This window comes from Pseudobutyrivibrio ruminis, assembly GCF_015057245.1.
Classification (GTDB): domain Bacteria; phylum Bacillota; class Clostridia; order Lachnospirales; family Lachnospiraceae; genus Pseudobutyrivibrio; species Pseudobutyrivibrio ruminis_E.
The window spans coordinates 127,729-146,197 of record NZ_SVET01000001.1; the positions used below are offsets into that span (position 1 = coordinate 127,729).

At 38.5% G+C, this 18,469-nt stretch carries 19 protein-coding genes; 1 reads left to right on the forward strand and 18 read right to left on the reverse strand.

All coding sequences use genetic code 11. The annotated features are described in order from the left end of the window. Positions 1-38 precede the first annotated feature (38 nt). From tgt to mtaB, 10 genes are all read right to left on the reverse strand, one after another. The gene (gene tgt, locus E7274_RS00655) at positions 39-1,175 is read right to left on the reverse strand and encodes a tRNA guanosine(34) transglycosylase Tgt (protein WP_074788997.1); all 1,137 of its coding nucleotides are present in this window, start codon (positions 1,173-1,175) and stop codon (positions 39-41) included. Further along, positions 1,172-2,266 carry a chorismate synthase gene (aroC, locus tag E7274_RS00660; RefSeq protein ID WP_304172864.1) on the reverse strand — a complete coding sequence of 365 codons (1,095 nt, stop codon included), beginning with the start codon at positions 2,264-2,266 and terminating at the stop codon, positions 1,172-1,174. The genes tgt and aroC overlap by 4 nt, the downstream gene beginning before the upstream one ends. 60 nt (positions 2,267-2,326) lie before the next feature. Further along, positions 2,327-3,382 (reverse strand): lactonase family protein, encoded by a 1,056-nt coding sequence (locus E7274_RS00665; RefSeq protein ID WP_304172866.1) that lies wholly within the window; start codon positions 3,380-3,382, stop codon positions 2,327-2,329. Positions 3,383-3,403: 21 nt separating this feature from the next. Then, a complete protein-coding gene (locus E7274_RS00670) occupies positions 3,404-4,630 on the reverse strand; it encodes a peptidase U32 family protein (protein WP_044934700.1) in 1,227 nt (408 codons plus the stop codon). Further along, positions 4,627-5,274: an O-methyltransferase gene (locus E7274_RS00675; protein ID WP_044934702.1), complete on the reverse strand. Its 648-nt coding sequence runs from the start codon at positions 5,272-5,274 to the stop codon at positions 4,627-4,629. The genes E7274_RS00670 and E7274_RS00675 overlap by 4 nt, the downstream gene beginning before the upstream one ends. A gap of 1 nt (position 5,275) precedes the next feature. Next, positions 5,276-6,952, reverse strand: coding sequence for a ribonuclease J (locus tag E7274_RS00680; protein ID WP_044934705.1), 1,677 nt, complete (start codon positions 6,950-6,952; stop codon positions 5,276-5,278). A gap of 25 nt (positions 6,953-6,977) precedes the next feature. After that, positions 6,978-7,241, reverse strand: a complete 264-nt coding sequence (locus tag E7274_RS00685) for a DUF1292 domain-containing protein (protein WP_090393874.1) — start codon at positions 7,239-7,241, stop codon at positions 6,978-6,980. Positions 7,242-7,249: 8 nt separating this feature from the next. Then, positions 7,250-7,681 (reverse strand): Holliday junction resolvase RuvX, encoded by a 432-nt coding sequence (gene ruvX / locus E7274_RS00690; protein ID WP_033154224.1) that lies wholly within the window; start codon positions 7,679-7,681, stop codon positions 7,250-7,252. Next, a complete protein-coding gene (locus tag E7274_RS00695) occupies positions 7,681-7,947 on the reverse strand; it encodes an IreB family regulatory phosphoprotein (RefSeq protein WP_044934710.1) in 267 nt (88 codons plus the stop codon). Before E7274_RS00695 ends, ruvX begins: the two co-directional genes overlap by 1 nt. A gap of 68 nt (positions 7,948-8,015) precedes the next feature. Beyond that, complete coding sequence (mtaB, locus tag E7274_RS00700) at positions 8,016-9,338, reverse strand: tRNA (N(6)-L-threonylcarbamoyladenosine(37)-C(2))-methylthiotransferase MtaB (protein WP_304172868.1); 1,323 nt, start codon at positions 9,336-9,338, stop codon at positions 8,016-8,018. A 112-nt stretch (positions 9,339-9,450) separates the two neighbouring features. On the opposite strand from mtaB, the gene E7274_RS00705 reads away from it, so the two are divergent. Then, positions 9,451-9,681, forward strand: coding sequence for an HPr family phosphocarrier protein (locus E7274_RS00705; protein ID WP_028243612.1), 231 nt, complete (start codon positions 9,451-9,453; stop codon positions 9,679-9,681). 60 nt (positions 9,682-9,741) lie between these two features. On the opposite strand, the gene thiI is transcribed toward E7274_RS00705, so the two are convergent. The 8 genes from thiI to E7274_RS00745 all read right to left on the reverse strand — a co-directional run bounded on the left by thiI (position 9,742) and on the right by E7274_RS00745 (position 18,464). Next, positions 9,742-10,923, reverse strand: a complete 1,182-nt coding sequence (gene thiI, locus E7274_RS00710; protein ID WP_044934718.1) for a tRNA uracil 4-sulfurtransferase ThiI — start codon at positions 10,921-10,923, stop codon at positions 9,742-9,744. 23 nt (positions 10,924-10,946) lie between these two features. Further along, a complete protein-coding gene (locus E7274_RS00715; protein ID WP_304172870.1) occupies positions 10,947-12,095 on the reverse strand; it encodes a cysteine desulfurase family protein in 1,149 nt (382 codons plus the stop codon). Then, entirely contained in the window at positions 12,092-12,832 is a 741-nt protein-coding gene (locus E7274_RS00720; RefSeq protein ID WP_304172872.1) for an RsmE family RNA methyltransferase, read from the reverse strand. The genes E7274_RS00715 and E7274_RS00720 overlap by 4 nt, the downstream gene beginning before the upstream one ends. A 4-nt stretch (positions 12,833-12,836) precedes the next feature. Next, complete coding sequence (gene prmA, locus E7274_RS00725; protein WP_304172874.1) at positions 12,837-13,793, reverse strand: 50S ribosomal protein L11 methyltransferase; 957 nt, start codon at positions 13,791-13,793, stop codon at positions 12,837-12,839. A gap of 48 nt (positions 13,794-13,841) precedes the next feature. Next, on the reverse strand, positions 13,842-14,696 hold the full coding sequence (locus E7274_RS00730) for a DUF2225 domain-containing protein (RefSeq protein WP_044934725.1): 855 nt from the start codon (positions 14,694-14,696) through the stop codon (positions 13,842-13,844). Positions 14,697-14,734: 38 nt separating this feature from the next. Next, on the reverse strand, positions 14,735-16,405 hold the full coding sequence (locus E7274_RS00735) for a glutamine--tRNA ligase/YqeY domain fusion protein (protein WP_304172875.1): 1,671 nt from the start codon (positions 16,403-16,405) through the stop codon (positions 14,735-14,737). Between the two features lie 38 nt (positions 16,406-16,443). After that, a complete protein-coding gene (locus E7274_RS00740) occupies positions 16,444-17,310 on the reverse strand; it encodes a hypothetical protein (protein ID WP_304172877.1) in 867 nt (288 codons plus the stop codon). Between the two features lie 101 nt (positions 17,311-17,411). Continuing rightward, the gene (locus E7274_RS00745; RefSeq protein ID WP_304172879.1) at positions 17,412-18,464 is read right to left on the reverse strand and encodes a galactose ABC transporter substrate-binding protein; all 1,053 of its coding nucleotides are present in this window, start codon (positions 18,462-18,464) and stop codon (positions 17,412-17,414) included. Positions 18,465-18,469 lie beyond the last annotated feature (5 nt).

The window sequence follows — 18,469 nt, forward strand, 5'->3', positions numbered from 1 at the left end:
TCGCAAGAAAATTATACCATTTAATATATTTTTAAGAATTACTGTTCTCCTGCTTCCATTGAAGCAAGCTTGTTTTTCTTATAAGTAGCAAATTCACCTGCATCTAAAGCGTTTCTAATTTCTTCCATCATTGTGTTGTAGAAGTATAGATTGTGAAGAACACAAAGTCTCATTCCAAGCATTTCCTTTGCCTTAAGCAAATGACGAATGTAAGCTCTTGAGTAAGTCTTGCAAGCTGGACAACCACAGCCTTCTTCGATAGGTCTCATATCCTTTTCAAACTTCTGATTGAAAAGATTAAGCTTACCATGGTTTGTATATACATGACCATGACGACCATTACGGCTAGGATATACACAATCAAAGAAATCAACACCTCTGTCAACGGCCTCTAAAATATTAGCAGGAGTACCAACTCCCATCAAATATGTAGGCTTGTTCTGAGGGAGATATGGTACAACGTGATCAAGAACATCGTACATCTGCTCGTGGCTCTCACCAACCGCAAGACCACCTACTGCATATCCTGGTAAATCAAGCTCTGAAATAGCCTTGGCGTGCTCGATTCTGATGTCATTATAGATTGCTCCCTGATTGATACCAAACAGCAACTGCTCTTTATTAATTGTATCCGGCAATGAATTAAGACGAGCCATCTCTTCCTTACAACGATGAAGCCATCTTGTAGTACGAGCCACAGAATCTTCTACGTATTTACGTTCTGCAAGTGCTGGTGGGCACTCATCAAAAGCCATAGCAATTGTAGAACCAAGGTTTGACTGAATCTGCATTGATTCTTCTGGACCCATAAAGATTTTACGACCATCGATGTGGGAATTGAAGGTTACGCCCTCTTCCTTGATTTTACGAATACCAGCAAGTGAGAACACCTGGAACCCGCCTGAATCTGTAAGGATTGGTCTATCCCATGCCATAAACTTATGAAGACCACCAAGCTCCTTAATAAGCTTATCTCCTGTACGAACATGCAAATGATAGGTGTTTGAAAGCTCCACCTGGCATTTGATATCTCTTAAATCGTCTGTAGATACCGCGCCCTTGATTGCAGCAACTGTACCAACATTCATGAATACAGGTGTTTCGATAACACCGTGAACAGTATGGAATCGACCTCTTTTAGCTCGACCTTCTGTTTTTAACAATTCGTATTTCAATTCTTATAAAACTCCTTAATATAATCTAATCTATCTGTCATATGTGAAAACAACGCATCACAAATTGTAATAGCACACATAGCCTCTACCACAACTACAGCACGAGGAACAATCACAGGATCATGTCTACCGTGGATTTCAATATCTACATCCTCATGTTTTTCATTAACAGTAGCCTGTACTTGCGCAATAGATGGGGTTGGCTTAATAGCACATCTAACAATAATATCATCTCCATCTGAGATGCCGCCCAGGATGCCACCACTGTGATTAGTAAGCTTTGTAACAACTCCATTGTCCATTCTGAAATTGTCGTTATTAATACTGCCTAAAGTCTTTGAAGCAGCAAAGCCATCTCCAATTTCAACGCCTTTTACAGAACCAACAGATACAAGCGCCTGAGCTAATTTAGCATCAAGCTTTTCAAAAACTGGATCACCTATGCCTGCTGGAACACCAGTAATAAGACATTCGATTACTCCACCAGCGCTATCCTTGTTAAGCATACAAGCTTCCAGGTATTCTTCTGCCTTTTTAGCAGCGACTGCATCTGGCATGCAAAGCGGATTGTTATCTCTTTCAGATAAATCAAAATCATAGATTTTAATATCGCCAATAGACTTAGTATAGGCGCAAACGGTAATTCCAACCTCATTTAAAAGCTTGGCGCAAATAGCACCAGCTGCTACACGGCCGATAGTTTCTCTTCCAGATGAACGCCCACCACCGCGGTAGTCTCTAAGGCCAAACTTTTCAATGAAACCGTAATCAGCATGGCCAGGCCTAAAAGTAGTGGCAATATTTCCATAGTCCTTCGAGTGCTGATCTTTGTTTTCAATCATCAAAGATATTGGTGTACCAGTAGTGATACCCTCAAACACACCAGAAAGAATAACAACCTCATCTCCTTCTGCTCTGGCAGTCGTATACTTAGACTGTCCAGGCTTTCTTCTATCAAGATATGGTTGAATATCTTCTTCTGAAAGCTTTAAGCCAGCAGGAAAACCATCTATAACAACGCCAAGGGCTTTGCCATGAGATTCTCCCCAAGTTGTCACTGAAATTCTATTGCCAAATGTAGACCCTGCCATATTCTCCTCCTATGAAAAAAGGGCTGCGCCTTGCAGCCCTTAGATAATACATACGATAATTTATTTTATCTTTACAACAACAATACTATTAGGCTTAGCAATTTTGATAGGTGCATTCTGCATTAATGAATGACCTGTCTTTTTATCAATAGTAAAGCTTCGGATTTCATTTGTATCATGATTTAGTGAAACATAATACTTATCCTTAGGCAAAACAGCAAAGCTCTTTGGATAATCTCCACTGATGAAACTGTGTGAGAAGTATTTAATCTTTCCAGATCTTTCATCACGCTCATACATGCAGATAGCATTTAATCCATCAACACTGGCATATATGAACTTGCCATCCTCGCCAAACTTAATGTTTGTTCCTGTACTGATTTCCTCATCAACACCAACAAGAAGTGATACTGTCTGGATATTTTCAAAATCAGGATGATCCTCGATAATATGATAATCGTAAACTAAAATCTCATTAGACATTTCAGTAATTACATATGCATATTTTCCATCTGGAGAAAACTTCATTTTAAGTGGAGCTGAACCCATTGCGCAACGAACAATATCAACAAGATGAAGCTTGCCCATTTCATAGTCTACTTCGTAAATCTTAATCTGATGAAGACCATTTTCTACAGCACAAAGGAATCTCTCATCTGGAGTAAGTTCAACACATGTGCAATGTGGATACAAAGGACGATCTGCTACTGATTTACCAATTCCCTGATGGAAAATACCATCAGCAATACCGCCTATGCTTCCATCCTCGTTGAGTTTCATCATTGTAACACGACCATCATGATAACCTGCTACAAAAAGATATCTGTTCTGTGAGTCAACGCAAAGGTTACAACCTCTCATACCGCCAACCCATTCCTGGTTCATCTTTTCAAGATCACCATTTTCAAGAATCTTGAAGGAAGCAACACCTTCATCTGCAATAGAATAAAGATATTTGTTATCCTTTGAATTAATGATGTCTGATGGATTGTTGATAGGAGCTACGCTCTGTTCAACCATCTTTCCTGTGTCAGGATCAACATCATAAACATAAATACCAACGCTAGTCTCATGTGTATAGGTTCCCACATAAGCCACATATTTGCTCTCTGCCATTATATTCTCCTCGTAACTAACTTATGCTTCTTTTCTTCTTAGAATGTCGAACTCATCAGGAGTAACGCTAAGCTTAATGAAAAGCTTCTGCTTTGGATGTGGACATGACTCCATATCTTCTCCCTCTTCGTTTTTGATTCCAAGAACTTCTACCTCTATATTATCTCCATTTGGCTTCATAATTTCAATAGTTTCACCAACTGAAAATTTATTACGCTGCTCAATCTCAAAGTATCCCTCTGAATTTAGCTTACCTGTAATACCAAGGTATGTATAACCTATATTATATGTGTTGTTATCATATATCTGCGATTCCTCAGATGGCTTGCCATAGAAGAATCCAGTAGTGAACTGACGATAAGTACATGCAGAAATCTGCTCCTTGTACCAATCAAGGTTTGCAAGATATTTTTCTTCGGATTCCTTGCAGTCATCAATAGCCTTGCGGTATGTACGTGCAACAGTTGCTACATAAAGAGCTGTCTTCATACGTCCTTCAATTTTAAAGCTATCGATACCAGAATCTAAAAGATCAGGAACATGCTCAATCATGCACAAATCTTTTGAATTGAAAATGTATGTACCACGCTCGTTTTCGTATACTGGGAGATACTCTCCTGGACGCTGCTCCTCAACTACTGCATACTTCCAACGACATGGATGTGTGCACTCGCCGTGATTAGCATCTCTACCTGTAAAATAGTTTGAAAGAAGGCATCTACCAGAATATGAAATGCACATAGCACCGTGAATAAATGTTTCAATCTCAAGATCATCAGGAATATTTGCTCTGATTTCTTTGATTTCTTTAAGAGAGAGCTCTCTAGCTGAAACAACACGCTTTGCACCAAGTTCGTACCAGAACTTATATGTACCATAATTTGTGTTGTTTGCCTGTGTGCTTATGTGGCGCTCGATATCAGGACAGATTTCCTTTGCCAACATAAATACAGCAGGATCTGCAATAATAAGAGCATCTGGCTTAATCTCATTAAGCTCTCTAAAATATTCTTTAACGCCTTCGAGGTCTTCGTTGTGAGCAAGGATATTTGATGTAACATAAACCTTTACACCATGCTCGTGAGCAAACTTGATACCCTCAATCATATCCTCTTTAGAAAAGTTTTTAGCCTTAGCACGAAGTCCATAAACTTCTCCACCAATATAAACTGCATCAGCTCCATATATTACAGCAACCTTAAGTACTTCAAGGCTGCTTGCTGGAACTAGTAATTCTGTTTCTCTCATTTTGTTCCTTTCACACTAATACTAACTCCATCCCCCAATGGCAAAATAGTTGTGTTAAATTCTCCATCATGGGTAAGTTCAAATAAGTAATCGCGCATACGTTTATGAATAGTACGATTACGTCTTGTGATTGCATATCTGGATTCGATTATATCGCCATCCTGAAGGACATTGTCTGTTACAACCACTCCTCCATCTCTAATGAGACGCTTGATCTGAGGCCAGAAATTAATGTACTGACCTTTGGCTGCATCCATGAAAATAAAATCATATGGTCCTTCCAATGTAGGAAGAATCTCCATGGCATCACCTTCTAAAAGAGTTATTTGCCCATCCTTACCTGCTCTAACAAAATTGTTGTTTGCAATAGGAATGCGAGGCTCATAGTTTTCTATTGTGGTGATGACTGCATCCTCACCGGCTGTCTCTGCCATAAGGCAAGCTGAAAAGCCAACAGCCGCACCAACCTCAAGAATCTTCTTAGGCTGGTGAAGCTTTATAAGTGTCTGTAAAAGATTTATTGTCTCTGTGCGAATAATGGGCACATAAGTATCCAAAGCCTCTTTCCTGATTTCTGAAAGTACCGGGCTTAGCTCAGGATAAAGACTGTTTAAGTATGTGGTATATCTTTCGTCTACAATCATTTTAAACTTCCATGATAATTGGAATAATCATAGGACGTCTCTGAGTCTCATGCCATACGAAATCAGAAAGATTGTCCCTGATATCTGCCTTAATCTTATTCCAATCTGTAATATTCTTCTCCTCAAGAACTTCCATAGTTTCTGTAAGGACTGCTCGAGCGCTTTCCATAAGGTCTTCTGAATCTCTAACATATACGAAACCACGGGATACAATATCAGGACCAGCTAATACTGTACCTGAAGCACTGTCAAGGGTAAGAACTACGATAATAATTCCATCCTCAGCAAGCTTTTGTCTATCTCTAAGAACGATGTTACCAACATCACCAACGCCGATACCATCAACCATGATAGCACCAGTGTGAACATGACCTGAAACCTTGGCATAATTGTCGCCAAGCTCTAATACATCGCCTGAACGAATAATCTTGATATGGTCATGATCCCATCCTAAAGACTCTGCAATACGTGCCTGAGCTGTAAGGTGCTTGTATTCACCATGAACAGGAATAGCAAACTGTGGACGTACAAGAGAATAAATAAGCTTAATCTCCTCAGCACAAGCATGTCCTGATACGTGTACATCCTGCATAACAATTTCTGCACCACGCATTGTCAAATCGTTAATTACATTTGAAACGGCCTTCTCATTTCCTGGAATTGGGTGAGAAGAAAATACAATCATATCTCCTGGCTTAATCTGAACCTTTTTATGAGTTCCATTAGCCATGCGAGAAAGCGCCGCCATAGACTCGCCCTGAGAACCTGTAGTAACAAGGACTACCTTTTCATCTGGGTAAGACTTAAGTGACTCAATATCGATAAGTGTATTGTCTGGAATCTGTAGGTATCCAAGCTTTGAAGCTGTCTCAATAGTGTTAACCATTGAGCGACCTTCTACACATACCTTACGTCCGTATTTATCTGCAGAGTTGATAATCTGCTGAACACGGTCAACATTTGATGCAAATGTAGCAATAATAATTCTAGATGAATCATTATCAGCAAAGATGGAATCGATAGTCTTTCCTACTGTCTTTTCAGACGCAGTAAAACCAGGGCGCTCAGCATTTGTAGAATCGCACATAAGCGCAAGTACACCCTTTTTACCGATTTCACCAAGGCGCTGTAAATCGATTGGATCACCATAAACAGGTGTGTAATCAACCTTAAAATCGCCTGTATGGACAACAATACCAGCTGGTGAATAAATTGCAAGTGCAGCCGCATCCTGAATACTATGATTTGTACGAATGAACTCTACTCTAAATTCACCTGCATTGATATGTGTGCCATATTTAACTACCTTACGCTTAACCTTAGTAAGCATTTTGTGCTCCTCAAGCTTGTGTTCAATCAAGCCGTTTGTGAGCTTTGTCGAATAAATAGGACAAACATTAAGATCCTTAAATACATAAGGAATAGCACCTATATGATCCTCGTGACCATGGGTGATAAAAAAGCCTTTAAGCTTGTCCTGGTTCTCCTTCAGATATGTTATATCTGGAATAACCAGATCTACGCCCAACATATCATCCTCAGGAAATGAAAGTCCGCAATCCACAACAATAATACTGTCTCCATACTCGAAAGCAGTAATATTCATGCCGATTTGCTCAAGACCTCCAAGTGGAATAATCTTTAGCCTTTCAGCCTTCTGTTCAGTTTTCTTCTTCAAAAATAAACCTCCTAATTGTAATCAATTAATAATCAATGTCAGCTTCGTCGCCAACTAATTCTTCAAATAATTTTGCTACTGCATCAAACTCAACATCGTCCTCAACAACATCGTAAATAACTTCACCGTTGTCTTCTGATACCTCTTTGAGAATAAATGCATCAGCGTCTTCATTTTCATCCTGGCTGTCGCATACAAGAAGATATTTTACACCTGATAACTGTGTCTCTTCGATAACATATACTGGTAAATCTTCTCCGTCAGCTCCTGATAAAATAATCTGTTCCATAAAACTCCTTATTTATCTCGATGATTGTCGAGATAGTCCTGTAATATAATTGCAGCTGCAATTTGATCAATAAATTTCTTTCTGTCTTTTTTATCAACACCAGATTCTTCAAGAATCTCGTCTGCATACATGGTAGTGAGTCTCTCATCAATGAGGACTATAGGTATATCAACACGCTTTTCTAAAAGTTCCTTGAACTTGATAGTGTCTTCACATCGAAAGCCTTCGGAATCATCCATATTCAAAGGATAACCAAGGACGATTGTAGACACTTGATATTCATCACATAATTCTTTGATACGAACTAAAGTATGACGTAGTTTACTAGCTCTATCACGAGTAATAGTTTCTAATTCCTGTGCAGTCAAAAGTAAGGGGTCACTAATCGCGACCCCCACTGTTTTGGTTCCATAATCTAGACCAAGAATTCTGCCACTCATTACTTGCTCCAACTCTCGTTGATGATGTATTCCTTGAGTAGCTCCTCTACAAGCTCATCACGCTCCACCTTCATAATAAGGCTTCGTGCATTGTTATGACTTGTGATATATGTAGGATCACCTGACATGATATATCCTACGATCTGGTTAACAGGATTGTAGCCTTTTTCCGATAATGCTCCATAAACCTGTTCTAAAACTTCTTTTACCCCAACAGGATTTTCTTTTTGAACTTTAAAATATTGTGTGTTACTTAAATCTGCCATATCTACCTCGTATTAATAAAAATATCCCACACTAAAAATCTATTACAATAATATTAATATACAAATGGCTAAATTTCAACAATCAAGTACTCATTATCTTTTGTGATGGAAACAGCTGTTGCCTTAACAATCACATTTGATAATGATTCTCCGTTTGACTTAATAGCACATTTTATATATTCCTTTGAAAATCCTACGAAATAATTTTCACCATCAATCTGCGCTTCTTCTTCAAAAAGAATATCAAGCTCCTGACCAATGTGGTTTTGTCTGTAAGCTTTTGTCTGGATATTACCTGCTTCGATGAGCTTAGCGCTTCTCTCTTTTTTGACTGCATTTATAATCTGATTTGGCATAGTAGCAGCCTTTGTGCCAGCACGCTTTGAATACGCAAATACATGAAGTTCTGCAAATGCGATTTCATCAACATATGCAACAGTCTCATTAAACTCTTCTTCTGTTTCACCAGGAAAACCTACGATAATGTCAGTAGTGATTGCTGGATTTGAAAAATACTTTCTAAGGATGTTAACTCCCTTAGTATACTCCTCAATTGTGTATTTTCTGTTCATTCTTTTAAGAACTGTATCGCAACCTGACTGAAGAGAAAGATGGAAATGAGGACACATCTTTTCAAGGGCAGAAACTCTCTTTGCAAAATCTTCTGTCACTATCTGTGGCTCAAGTGAACCCATACGAATACGTTCAATTCCATCTATTTTATGAACAGCTTCTAGCAAATCAGCTAAGTCATAATCCTTACCATTACCATAAGATGAAAGATGTATTCCTGTAATGACAACCTCTTTGTATCCAGCTTGAGCAAGGCCAGTAACTTCCTTGATTACGTCATCGATATCTCTACTTCTAATACGGCCTCTTGCAAAAGGAATGATGCAATAACTGCAGAATTGATTACAGCCATCCTGAACCTTAACAAAAGCTCGTGTATGCTCAGAGTCCTTTTCGATAATCATATTTTCATATGCAACGTTGCCATCATTTATATCAACGCACTCAAGAATTGGACCTTCTAAAGAATCACGTTCCTCGAAGAATTCATGAACCTTTGCTACCAATTCATTCTTTTTATTGTTGCCAAGAATAATATCTGCACCAAGCTCATCTGCAATATCTTTTCCAAAATTCTGTACATAACAGCCGGCAGCCACAACGCATGCATCTGGATTTAACTTTTTACATTTATGAATCATCTGACGAGATTTTCTGTCAGCAATATTCGTTACGGAACATGTATTTATTACGTAAACATCGGCGCTCTCATCGAATCCTACGATTGTAAAACCGTCCTTTTTGAGGAGTTCTTCCATCGCTTCAGTTTCATATGCATTAACCTTGCAACCAAGGTTATGTAAAGCAGCTTTTTTCATTGAGATTAAAAACCTTTCTATTTTTGTTAAAAGTGCAATACTTTATTGACTTTTAGGTACCATTGTTTTAGTATAAATTTATATTTTAAAACTATTAGAGGAGGCAAGCAGGATGAAAACAGTTCAAATTTCTCTTAACTCAATCGACAAGGTTAAGTCATTCGTTAATACTATTTCACAGTTTGACTATGATTTTGATCTTGTTAGCGGACGTTATGTAATCGACGCCAAGTCTATCATGGGTATTTTCTCCCTTGATTTATCTAAGCCAATCGATCTTACTGTACACGCTGAGGGTGATGCAGAAGACGTAATGTCTACATTAAAGGATTACATCGTTTAATTCTTTAAATCAATGTGTTAAATATTATGAGCTTTGCTATATTAGCAAAGCTCATATTTTTTATCTAACTTTAATAACCTCAACTGTATCTATAGCCTGCTTCATAAGCTCATCTATCTTCTCATCGAGATTGTGCTCATGCTTTTCAATAGCCTCAAGCTTTGGCTTTGTAACAGGATGCTTTGCAACGAAAATTGTACAGCAATCCTCGTAAGGCAATATTGAAGTCTCGTATGTATCGATTTTCTCTGAAATATCTACAATATCCTGCTTATCAAATGCAATAAGTGGTCTGTAAACTGGAAGTGTACATACAGCATTTGTGCAGTTTAATGACTGCATAGTCTGGCTGGCAACCTGTCCGATAGACTCGCCTGTAACAAGACCAAGGCAATCATTTTCCTTAGCAAAATGCTCAGCAATTCTCATCATGTAACGACGCATAATGATTGTAAGCTCTTCATGAGCACACTGCTGATAAATGTAAAGCTGGATATCTGTAAAGTTTACAATATGTAAATCAATTGGGCCTGAATACTTAGCAACAAGCTTTGCTAAATCTACTACCTTTTGCTTCGCCTGCTCTGAAGTATAAGGTGGCGCATGGAAATATGTAGCTGAAAGTGTAACACCACGCTTTGCAATCATGTATCCGGCAACCGGTGAGTCGATACCGCCTGATAAAAGAAGCATTGCCTTACCTGCTGTACCAACTGGCATACCGCAAGGTCCAGGAATCTCTGTAGAATAGATAGCAATATTCTCTCTTACCTCTACGTAAATGATTCTATCTGGATGATGAACATCAACATGCATCTCAGGGAAAGCATCAAGAAGTCTTGCACCAATTTCAGCAGCAACTTCCATAGAAGTCATAGGATACTGCTTGTTTGCTCTTCTACCCATTACCTTGAATGAGAAGTTCTTATCTGCAAATTCCTCATCAACATACTTAATAACAGCCTCAGCCATTTTGTCAAAGCCTTCATCAGGTACTACAACTGTAGGACAAATAGCGCTGATACCAAACACATGCTGTAAAGCTGCGACTGCATCATCATAATCGTATTCACCTTCTACAGAAACTAAAATACGACCGCTCTGCTTCTTAACCACAAAGTGCCCATCAACACCATAAAGTGCTCTTTTAATCTGATGAACTAAGGCATCCTCGAAAACATAACGATTCTTGCCTTTGACACCAATCTCTGAATATTTAATCAAAAATGCTTGATATGTCATTAATAATCTCCTTTAGATTATATTTATAAAACCATCATAGGAACCAATTCAGTCATAGCCTTAATTGCTTCCTCAATTTCTTCCATTGTATTTTCAGGACAGAAACTAAAACGAATAGTACGCTCCAGTAAATCCTTTTCCAAGCCAATAGATTTTAATGTCTCACTGATTGCAGGCTTATTAGAAGAACATGCTGAACCAGCAGAAACATAAATGCCATAAGTATCCTGAAGAGCATTAAGCATAACCTGCGCTCTTGTACGATTCCCCTTTATAGAGACGCTAACAATCTGAGGCGCACTGTTTTCATCGTGATGTCCATTAACTGTAACACCGTCTATTGCAGTAAGGCCTTCTATCAGTCTGAACTTCATTTCATACATGTGCTTTCTAGAAGCTTCGAGATTGTCATATGCTTCCTTCGCAGCAACACCAAGTGCAGCAATAGCTGGAACATTTTCTGTACCAGATCGCATGCCGTTTTCGTGTCCTCCGCCAAGAATCTGAGGAACAACTCGTACTTTATCTTTAATATATATAAATCCAGAACCCTTTGGTCCATGAATCTTATGACCGCTAACTGTAAGAATATCCATTCCCATCTTCTTTGGAATAATATTCATTTTGCCGAATGCCTGAATGGCATCCACATGGAAAATAATTTCTGGATTGGCAGCCTTGATAATTTTAGCAGCTTCTTCTATTGGCTGAAGACTACCAATTTCATTATTCACCATCATGATAGATACAAAAATTGTATCTGGTCTGATTGTAGCCTTAAGCTCCTCTAAATCGATAACACCATATTCGTCAGTACCAAGATAAGTAACATCAAAGCCTTGCTTTTCAAGGGCTTTAACAGGATTCAAAACACTTGCGTGCTCAATCTTAGTAGTAATGATGTGATTGCCAAGACGCTTTCTTGCCTCTACGCCACCTTTAATAGCAAGATTATTTCCTTCTGTACCACCTGAGGTAAAATAGATTTCCTTAGGTTGGCATTTTAAAATGCCAGCAATAATCTCTCTGGATGTTTTGAGGTAATCCTTTCCTTTGTAACCCATGTTGTGCAAAGATGAAGGATTTCCAAAGTTTACCTGCAATGCTTCCTGCATTATTTTAAGCGCACCATCAGAACATCTAGTGGTGGCTGAATTATCAAAGTATATCATTGTAGTTCTAATTCCTCGCTTTTTAGCATTAACATACTGAGTGAACAAATCGCTGCAGTTTCAGTTCTAAGTATTCTTCTACCTAAAGATATAAGCTTGCATTTGTCTTTAACAAGCTCAATTTCGGATTCATCAAATCCACCTTCAGGCCCAATAAATATACCAACACTCTGTCCCTTTTGCAATCCATTTATAACGTCATAAGTATCTTTCATGCCATTTTTGCTTTCGTAAGGAAGCAAAAGCAAATCAAGATTTGCTGCGTATTCCATAGCTTCCTTGAAAGAAATGACATCATGAATAGCAGGCACAATTGAACGTTTTGATTGTTTGGCTGCTGTAAGGGCAACAGTCTGATATCGTGAAAGCTTATTCTTTTTCTTTTTATCATCAAGCTTTACTATACAGTTTTTCATCTGAACAGGAATGATTTCGTATACTCCAAGCTCTACTGTCTTTTCAATGATGGTTTCCATTTTATCACCTTTAGGAATGGCCTGGAAAAGATAAATATTGTTTGAAAGTTCAGTAGAGTTGACCTGCTCATTGACATCGACTAAAAGCTCTTTATCCAAAATGTCGCTAACTGCACAAAGGTAATTATTGCCAGCTGCAGTAGAAACTCGGATGATTTCGCCCTTTTTAATGCGTACAACACGCACCAGGTGATGCATATCATCACCTGTGACAGTAAATCTTCCTTCTATTGGCTCTTCATTAACAAATATTTGCTGCATATTTTTATTTACGAGCGGTAATATTTACCCACTCACCCTGATAATTAATCTCTACTATAGTAAGTCCAACTGCCTCAAGAGCCTCTTTTACTTCATTTTCCTTGAAATTAATAATTCCAGAAGAAATAAAGTAAGCTCCCTTCTTTAATGTTGGATAAATGGCTGGAGCCATACCGATAATGATGTCTGCCAAAATATTAGCAACAACTACATCATATTTTTCATAGCCCACTTTATCCTGTAAATCCTTGTCCTCAGTAAGATTTCCAACAAAGAAATCGCCTGCGTCCCTGGAAATATGATTTACTTCGAAATTCTCATAGGTAGACTCGATACAATCCTCATCGATATCTGTACCAACGATATGGCACTTACCATCTAAAAGCTTATTAGCAATGATAGAAAGAATACCGCTACCGCATCCTATATCAAGAATCTCGTCGCCTTCCTTAAGGTATTTCTTAAGCTGTCTGATGCAAAGCTGAGTAGTCTCGTGCTTTCCTGTTCCAAAAGAAACGCCAGGATCAATTTCAACAACCAGATTGTCCTTTGCATCTGCTGGAATTTCCTCCCATGTAGGCTTAATAAGAATATCTTCGATATAGAAGGCCTTGAAGAATTCCTTCCAATTGTTAACCCAATCTTCCTGCTTTGTAATAGATGTATCGATTGTTCCTTCACCGATATCCATCATATCCTTAAGCTCTGCTAAGCCAGCCTTTACCTCGGAAAGCTTTGACTCATGATCCTCATCCTCTCCTAAATAAAAGCATACTCGAGATGTACCATCATCATCTGGTAAATCAGGCTGAAGCTCTTTGAATTCTCCGCCCTGCTTTTCTCCAGAAACTGGTACATTGTTTTCAATTTCAATAGAGACAATATCTAGTTCCATCAGCATTGCGCTAACAAAATCCTCTGCCTCTGTTGTTGTATTTATAGAATATTTAATCCAATTCATAATTACCTCAAAAAAACACATATCAGAATAATCTGATATGTGTCAATTCTACTTTGCTCCTTGTTTTGCAACAATATCTTCCTTAAGCTCTAAGCACTTATCCTTAAGCTTTCTGGAAGTACTAGGTGACTGAATAAGTCTTGCGATAAGCTTCATAGCTGCATCGTATTTTTTATAGTGAACTGACATATTAGCAAGCATATATTCAACTGCCTCTGATGCCATTCCGCAATATGGAGGAGTTTCTGATGAAACAGCCTTCATAAAGCCTTCATATGCCTGTGAGTAGAAACCTTCGTATTCTTTTTGAATCATATCTACAATCTTTGGATCAGCATCCTTGTTTCCCTCAAGCTCTTTAAGCTGTGCTCTACGAAGCCATGCTATCTTAAGGCAAACGTAAGCTTTCTCAGACATCTTTGCACGCTTTTTCATTGTACAAATCAATGCAAGCTTAAACTTTTCGATTGAATATTCATATGAATATGTCTCAGGAAGTGCTGTCTCCTTCTGTGGCTTAAAGCTTGGGCAGAACTCAGCTCTGATAAGCTTAACACGGGCTGTGTCAATCTTAGCAAATGTAGTATCAAGAGCAGAATAACCACAGTTTGGGCATGACATAAAGTCGTATTTGCATTTGTCAACATGCTCGTAATTAGGTCTTAAATCGAAATCAGGCTCTAATCTCTTAAGCTTTGTAGCAAGTACAGCCTTGATAGGAAAATCCTTATCGCAAACTGGACATCTAACCTTTTTATCAATGATAAAATCCTTCTCAGTTTTAACGACAGGCGCTGCTGCTGTCTTTTGCGCAGCATCCTTCTTGGGCTTGTCATCCGCCAAAATATCAAGCTCTCCGTCCATAGAGAAGCCAAATTTTTCCATTCCAGATAATAAATTCATTTTGCAATCCTTTTCTAAATGATTACTAAATCTATAACTTAGTTGTTTGTAGGCAATTTAAATGAGCTCTTTAAAGAAACAATTCTATTAAACACTAATGCGTCTGGCTGTGAATCCTTACAATCAACACAGAAGAAACCTTGTCTAACAAATTGGAAACTATCATAAGCCTTGGCATCCTTAAGAGATGGCTCAACAAGACAATCTTTAAGAACTGTAAGTGAGTTTGGATTAAGATTTAAACTACCATCCTCATTATACACTCCTTTTTCTTCATCTACAATGTTTTCATAGAGACGAACCTCTGCCTTAAGAGCTGTCTTAGCAGCTACCCAGTGAATTGTTCCCTTAACCTTACGTCCATCAGGAGAATCGCCACCCTTTGTAGCTGGGTCATATGTACAGTGAATGCATGTAACCTTGCCGTTTTCATCTGTCTCATAGCTTGTGCATGTTACAAAGTATGCGTTCATTAAACGTACTTCATTGCCTGGGTAAAGTCTGAAATACTTCTTAGGAGGCTCAATCATGAAGTCCTCTCTATCGATGTATAATTCCTTGCCAAATGGAACCTGTCTGCTTCCAAGCTCAGGATTTTCTAAGTTGTTTGGAGCATCAAGCCATTCAACATCATCGCTCTCGTAATTATCAATAACAAGCTTAACTGGGTCAAGAACAGCCATAACACGACCACGGCTTGTCTTTAAGTCCTCTCTGATGCAGTACTCAAGCATTGCATAATCAGATGAAGAATTAGCCTTTGAAACACCAGAAAGCTCAACAAATTTTCTGATTGATGAAGGTGTGAAACCACGACGTCTAAGAGCTGCAATTGATACAAGACGTGGATCATCCCAACCGTCTACAATTCCATCCTCAACAAGCTTCTTGATATATCTCTTTCCTGTAACAACGTTTGTAAGATACATCTTTGCAAACTCAATCTGACGTGGTGGGTTTGGGAAGCCTGCTGACTTAACAACCCAATCATAAAGAGGTCTGTGGTCCTCAAACTCTAATGTACAGATTGAATGTGTGATACCTTCAAATGCATCCTCAAGTGGATGAGCAAAATCGTACATTGGGTAGATGCACCACTTATCACCTGTGTTGTGATGTGTCATGTGAGCAACTCTGTAAAGAATTGGATCTCTCATATTGATGTTAGGTGAAGCCATATCGATTTTAGCTCTAAGTGTATGGCTACCATCCTCATACTTGCCAGCCTTCATGTCTTCGAACATAGCAAGGTTTTCCTCGATAGAACGGTTTCTATTTGGATCTTCCTTACCTGGATGCTCGAAGTCACCACGGTACTCTCTCATCTCATCAGCTGTAAGATCAGAAACATAAGCAAGGCCCTTTTTGATAAGATCAACTGCTACTTCATACATTCTATCAAAGTAGTTTGAAGCGAAATAGAGATGCTCTCCCCAATCAGCTCCTAACCACTGAATATCTGCCTTAATTGAATCAACGAACTCTACCTTTTCCTTTGTAGGGTTTGTGTCGTCGAATCTCATGTGGAACTCACCGTTGTACTTCTCAGCGAGACCATAGTTTAAAATGATTGACTTTGCATGGCCAATGTGTAAGTAACCATTTGGCTCAGGTGGGAAACGTGTACAAACATGGTCGTAAACGCCCTCCTTTAAATCCTTGTCAATTTCAAGCTCGATAAAATTTTTGCTAACTACTTCTTCACTCATTATCTATTTATTGTCCCTTCAATAATTATATTTTAGATTTATCTAATGTGATTGTGTGTAAACAAATGATCACTGCAATATTCATAATTACCATTACATTTACTGCAGAATCTGAACTCCAAACCTGGGTTTGTAAGCTCTGTGCGCCCGCACACAGCACATTTATGTCTTGCGATAGGTGTGCCATCACGGTACTGAGTACGCGGTGGTGTTGCCTGTCGTTTAAACTCGTTTCGTCTATGGATATCCTTTGGATTGAATCTAGCCATATTTCTAGTCATCATGAAGAAGATGAAGAAATTAAGGAGTGATGCAATCACTGGTACGGCAGCAAAAAATGCACCGGCCATACAGTATCTAAATACTTCATATCCAATAATAACAAGGTAGAATATGGACATCCATTTCATCTTGATTGGAATGATAAAATACAAAAGTACCTGCATATCTGGGAAGCATGTAGAAAATGCAAGGAAAATTGAAAGATTAATGTAGTAAGTGCTGGTAATCTGTCCAATATATCCTACAGGTAATGCTCCACCATAAATAAAGTATGTAATAAACGCTCCAAGAATGGTGAAAACCATACCACCAAAAATATATACATTAAAGCGGAAAGCCCCCCATGTACGCTCTAGAGTCTGTCCCAATTGATAGTAAAGCATAAACATGATGACTGCCCAAATAATGCTGGTATCAGGTGGAATAATAACCCATGAAATGATTCTCCAGATTTGTCCATGGAGAATGTAATATGGCTCCAAGGTAAGATAATTCAGATAAGGTACCCCGGTAAATCTCTGTCCAAAGGATAATAAATATCCGATGGCATATCCGCCAAGCAAATATACTATTAAATTATTAATGGCATATCGGCCAAATTTCTTCTCTAATTTGTCTAACAAAGTAAAACCTCCAAGTAAAAAACGACATAAATATAGACTTTAAAGATTATACCTCTTTAAAGCCTATGTTATCAACTAGATTTTTAGAATTAATAGTAATATCACTGGGAATCAGTATACTGCGAAACATTAGTATTATCTATACGTTCATATGAAACATAATAATATTTTCCATCCACCATTTGAATATCTTCCGGAGGTCTTCCGTCCATTGCAATCCCTACAGCTAATTCAGCTATAATTCTTCCTTTTTCCTGGGCGTTATTCAAAGCGGTACCTTCAATTTTGCCCTCAGCAATATCTGCAAGAACCTCTTCCTGACCATTAACCCCAACAATCAAAGGATCATTTTGCACTCCAAATTCAGTCAATGCATCTAAAGCTCCAAGAGCCATATTGTCATCATTTGCAAGGACCAGCTCAATTTGTCGAGGATATCCCGCAAGCAAAGATGTCATTTTTGTTTGGGCCTGTTTTCTATCCCAATTTGCGATTTCATCTCCAAGCATTTCCATCTCGTATCCCGCAGATTTTATTGTTTCCACAGATACGCGGCTTCTAAGAATAGCATCCTGGTGGCCAGCTTCCCCCTCTAAAAGAACATATTGTATGATGCCATCTCCATTAACATCTATCTCATCAAATCGTTCATTCAAGGCATCAATCACAATCTGCCCCTGTATCTGGCCACTGTCCTCAGGTCTTGCTCCAACATAATAAAGCTTGTTAAAGCGCTTTAAATCATCCTCTACAAGCTCACGGTTAAAGAAAATGATTGGAACATCAGCCGATTTAGCAGCCTCAATTATTACTGAAGGATCTGTTCTATCAACCAGATTCACACATATGACGTCATAGTTTTTTTCGATAAAATCAATAACCTGATCATTCTGTACCAATTGATTCTTGCCAGAATATACAACAGTGCTATCCACTTCCATATCATTGTCAGTGCCATATGCCGCAAGGCAATCCTCGATATTATGCCTAATCTCTTCCGTAAAAGGATCATACTGATTGTACATAGTAATTCCAACCCTTATTACCTGAGGTTCAGTCTTTTCCTTGGATTGAACCATATGGTAGCCCCCAAAAATACCGCCAGCCACAGCAATTAATGCTATTCCACACAAAAATAACCTTCTCTTACTCATTACAT

Bases quoted from the DNA above. Each gene is read 5' to 3' on its own strand.
- aroC (WP_304172864.1), bottom strand. From the start codon at position 2,266: ATGGCAGGGTCTACATTTGGCAATAGAATTTCAGTGACAACTTGGGGA.
- mtaB (WP_304172868.1), bottom strand. From the start codon at position 9,338: ATGAAAAAAGCTGCTTTACATAACCTTGGTTGCAAGGTTAATGCATAT.
- E7274_RS00675 (WP_044934702.1), bottom strand. From the start codon at position 5,274: ATGATTGTAGACGAAAGATATACCACATACTTAAACAGTCTTTATCCT.
- prmA (WP_304172874.1), bottom strand. From the start codon at position 13,793: ATGAATTGGATTAAATATTCTATAAATACAACAACAGAGGCAGAGGAT.
- E7274_RS00670 (WP_044934700.1), bottom strand. From the start codon at position 4,630: ATGAGAGAAACAGAATTACTAGTTCCAGCAAGCAGCCTTGAAGTACTT.
- thiI (WP_044934718.1), bottom strand. From the start codon at position 10,923: ATGACATATCAAGCATTTTTGATTAAATATTCAGAGATTGGTGTCAAA.
- E7274_RS00730 (WP_044934725.1), bottom strand. From the start codon at position 14,696: ATGAATTTATTATCTGGAATGGAAAAATTTGGCTTCTCTATGGACGGA.
- E7274_RS00685 (WP_090393874.1), bottom strand. From the start codon at position 7,241: ATGGAACAGATTATTTTATCAGGAGCTGACGGAGAAGATTTACCAGTA.
- E7274_RS00715 (WP_304172870.1), bottom strand. From the start codon at position 12,095: ATGATATACTTTGATAATTCAGCCACCACTAGATGTTCTGATGGTGCG.
- ruvX (WP_033154224.1), bottom strand. From the start codon at position 7,681: ATGAGTGGCAGAATTCTTGGTCTAGATTATGGAACCAAAACAGTGGGG.
- E7274_RS00720 (WP_304172872.1), bottom strand. From the start codon at position 12,832: ATGCAGCAAATATTTGTTAATGAAGAGCCAATAGAAGGAAGATTTACT.
- E7274_RS00665 (WP_304172866.1), bottom strand. From the start codon at position 3,382: ATGGCAGAGAGCAAATATGTGGCTTATGTGGGAACCTATACACATGAG.
- E7274_RS00735 (WP_304172875.1), bottom strand. From the start codon at position 16,405: ATGAGTGAAGAAGTAGTTAGCAAAAATTTTATCGAGCTTGAAATTGAC.
- E7274_RS00745 (WP_304172879.1), bottom strand. From the start codon at position 18,464: ATGAGTAAGAGAAGGTTATTTTTGTGTGGAATAGCATTAATTGCTGTG.
- E7274_RS00705 (WP_028243612.1), top strand. From the start codon at position 9,451: ATGAAAACAGTTCAAATTTCTCTTAACTCAATCGACAAGGTTAAGTCA.
- E7274_RS00695 (WP_044934710.1), bottom strand. From the start codon at position 7,947: ATGGCAGATTTAAGTAACACACAATATTTTAAAGTTCAAAAAGAAAAT.